Source organism: Candidatus Schekmanbacteria bacterium (genome assembly GCA_003695725.1).
Classification (GTDB): Bacteria; Schekmanbacteria; GWA2-38-11; order GWA2-38-11; family J061; genus J061.
In genome coordinates this window covers 1-3,665 of sequence record RFHX01000211.1, presented here as the reverse complement: position 1 = coordinate 3,665, position 3,665 = coordinate 1, and the positions used below count along the sequence as shown (strand labels likewise).

Here is a 3,665-nt window from a genome sequence, read left to right as displayed (position 1 = left end):
TTTAGCTTTAAAAAACAAGAGGTTAAAGAAGATACATTCTTTATGTCCAAAAAACCGACAGTTTTAAGCCAGTTTTGGATAGACAATATAATGGAATGACTTCTTATATTCCATATATTCTTCTTTAATTTCAATGAGATAATTAAAAAAAAGATTTTTAGCTTTTTTTGGCATAGAAATTGCTTACTTTTGTATTAAGAATTAATCTCATATAAAATGAAAGGGAAAAAATGAAAAAGATATTATATCTGTTGACAATTTGCATATGCATAATCTGTTTTCAAAATAAAGCGGATGCACTTCCCATAACATCGGGCTTGATTGCCTATTGGACGGGAAATAGCATCACCAATGATTCATCGGTAAACAATAACAATGGCACATTGCAGGGAGGTACGACCTATGCGCCCGGTATAATTGGCGAAGCATTCAGCTTTGATGGAATTAACGACTATGTAAGTGTAGCCGACAATCCTCTCTGGACTTTCAGTGGAGATTTTACAATCAATTTATGGGCAAATCTTTCTTCCATTCCTTCCTCAAGCATAGGACAACCTGACTCTGTTTTTATAGGACATGACAACGGAGGCGGATATCAGAACAAATGGTTTTTTGCTCTCGGCGGAGGAAAATTGAACTTCCACATTAATGGTCCCGGCGCTGGAGGAAGCGCATTTCTTGCCCAAACACCTTTTTCACCTGCTCTTGGAGAATGGAATAATCTTTCAGTAGTTAAATCAGGCAGTACATATACCATTTACATCAATGGGATAGAAGGAAACTCGCAAACATCATCCCTTGTCATACCGGACGCAACAGTTCCGCTTACAATTGGTCAGGCAGAGGGTTTTTTTACTGAAGGGCTAATCGATGAAATCGCAATCTACGATAGAGCGCTCTCACAAACTGAAATAGCCGCCCTTGCAAGTGTAGCGGCAGTGCCGGAACCTGAAACATCCTTTCTTTTTGCGTTAGGCAGTATATTGCTTGGAATTGTGGGCTACAAAAAAAATTAAAAGGGGAAATTCTCAAATAGGCGTTCAGACCATTCCTTCCCAAAGAATGCCGCAGTTGGACCTATACCGGGATCGTTTTCCTTATAAACCTTTTTGTAATGTTCTTTGTATTCAATCAACTCAGCGCGTACACTTTCATCTTCAACAGGTTTTGCCTCTTTCACGAATTTAAGATAAAGGTTTAGATAATCATTAAAGGCCTCTCTTACTTGCGGCTCATATTTTTTGTCGTAATTTGCATAAAAGGAAAAGCCGGAATCAAGCTCCTTTGCCCAGTCCGGTAATTCTTGGCGCATCTTTTCGATTGAGGGAATATTGCAATACTTTTCATATATTGGCTTTAAAGGATAAACATATTTTTTTCTGTATTCATCGGTCTTTCTGAGTGGAGAAATATCAATCGTTGTAAAACACCAAGGTTCTGTCTCAACTACATCATAGGCAAATATAGGAATATCATAATCATCATTGCAGACAATTGTGGCGTTTCTCACATAAACAGCACCTTGCGCATTGAGTTCACCAATACGTATCACTTTTATCTTTTCGCATCGGTATTCCTTGCTTATATTTTCTGCTGTAATGCCATCTCTTTCAACTTTTTTGTATTTTAAGTCTTCCTCCATCTCCAATTCTTCGAGAAGATACAATTCACTGAAGCGCTTTAACAATATTTCGTTATAATCAAGTTTCATATGAGGCAGCATTTTTTGACCCTTTCGTTGAAGTTTATAATTTTTTCAAAAAATTTAATTAATTCAGAATATATTAGACTTTTAACATTGAATTTTCATTTTTTCAAAATTAGAATTTAAAAGTATCATACAAAAAAAATTATTTTATGAAAAATCATTTCCTTACTCAGAGTTTCAATAAAAATCCAGTTATCCTTTCCATCTTCTCTTGGCTTTGCACAGGGATGATTATAGGCATTGCCGACAGTCTCTGGAGAATCAGCGATACATATGAAATCGGCGCAGAGAAATTCAGACCATTTTTCAAAATCATATATTTCATTAAAGAATTTTTCTTCTATTATGGACTTGGAAGTTTTATTTTATCCATACTACTTTTCCTCTCTCTATTTTATTTATCCAAAAAAAACATATTGATATCTTCAGTAATCTGTACAGCAGCTGCTATTTTTTTTCCTTTCCTTTATAAATTCAACAAACAGCTTCGTTTTGATTTTCTTCCTGCTGAAGTCAACTCTCACACCTTTATTTTAGAAATTATTGTTTGTGGAATCTTGATATTCTCAATTTTCCTATTACTTTCCTATTCAATTTTGAATAAGAAATATGCGATATCAGTAGGCATAGGCATATTTCTCTTACTCCTTTATGCCTTTCCATCATTTGAAAAATATGAGGAAGAAAGATACTTTAGCAAGGAAGCCGAAAAGCCGCATAAAAGGGTCATACTGATAACAATGGACACCACCCGCTATGACCATCTCTCATTATTTGGATACAACAGGAACACTTCTCCAAATTTAATAGAAATTGCAAAAGAAGGAGTGCTATTCACAAATGCATACTCACAGGTTCCTGAAACAGACCCCTCACACACAACTATATTGACAGGCACATATCCTCAAACACATGGGCTTTATGAAAATGGGATGAGAATATCCAACCAATCCCTTTCTTCCCTGGCAGAGTGGTTCAAAAAGAAAGGTTTCAGAACTGCGGCAATAACAAGCAGAGACCGTTTGAATCCGGAAAAGTTGGGAATAAAGGGATTCGATTATATCAATTTTCCAAAACTTCCCCAATCGGAAAAATATAAATGGAAATACTCATCATCATTGCCTGCTGATAGAACCTATGAAAGAGCAAAGCGATGGATTGATAACAATTATCATACAGATTTTTTTCTTTGGGTTCATTTTTTTGACCCCCACTGGGAATATAATCCGCCTGCGCCCTATAATTCAAAATTTAATTCAGGATATAAAGGAAAAGTAAAAAAATATTTTGGTTTTGTATTCGATAAGAGAAAACAATTTACCAAAGATGAGATTAGATATGCAGAATCCCTCTATGATGGGGAAATAGCTTATATGGACCACTACATAGGCAAATTAACCAAGTATATAGAAGAGAAAATACCCTCCTCATCAACACCACCTATATTTGTTATCACAGCTGATCATGGGGAAATTCTTGGAGAAAGGCAGGAATCGATTCATTTTGTATTTTGCCATAGTCTCTTTTCATATCATAGTCTAATAAGAATACCGCTTATTTTCAGATGGGATGGATATCTTCCAAAAAATTTACAGATCAAAAATATTGTTGAATCTGTGGATATTGCACCAACAATTGTCAATCTGATTGATCCATCTGCTAAATTTGAATGTGATGGAAACTCCTTTTACAGTTTGTTTTTCAATAAAAACTCTTATGGGAAAAACTGTGCATTTTCTATGCGTGCAGGAAGGAAAAGCAATTTTGAACATTTTACGAATGACGAATTTTCCATCACAACCGACCATTGGCATTTGATAAAAAGCTGTGATTCTATTGAGTTATTCAATATTGAAAATGATGTATTCGAAATGCATAATATAGCAAAATCGAATCCCGCTCAAGTATCTAATATTTTATCAAATCTCAATTTATGGATAAAAAAACATCCTAAGGC

Annotated in this window: 3 protein-coding genes; 2 read left to right on the top strand and 1 reads right to left on the bottom strand. The window is 35.0% G+C overall.

The annotated features are described in order from the left end of the window. The first annotated feature begins 230 nt into the window (after positions 1 to 230). Positions 231 to 1,016: a LamG domain-containing protein gene (locus tag D6734_08370; GenBank protein ID RMF94204.1), complete on the top strand. Its 786-nt coding sequence runs from the start codon at positions 231 to 233 to the stop codon at positions 1,014 to 1,016. Here D6734_08370 and D6734_08365 read toward each other — a convergent pair. Continuing rightward, entirely contained in the window at positions 1,013 to 1,723 is a 711-nt protein-coding gene (locus tag D6734_08365) for a hypothetical protein (GenBank protein ID RMF94203.1), read from the bottom strand. The genes D6734_08370 and D6734_08365 overlap by 4 nt on opposite strands. 134 nt (positions 1,724 to 1,857) lie before the next feature. Between D6734_08365 and D6734_08360 the strand changes: the two genes are divergently transcribed. After that, on the top strand, positions 1,858 to 3,665 hold a 1,808-nt coding region (locus tag D6734_08360; GenBank protein ID RMF94202.1), incomplete at its 3' end, for a hypothetical protein.

Excerpts from the sequence above, each read along its gene's own strand:
- D6734_08365 (RMF94203.1), bottom strand. The coding sequence starts at position 1,723 with ATGCTGCCTCATATGAAACTTGATTATAACGAAATATTGTTAAAGCGC.
- D6734_08370 (RMF94204.1), top strand. The coding sequence starts at position 231 with ATGAAAAAGATATTATATCTGTTGACAATTTGCATATGCATAATCTGT.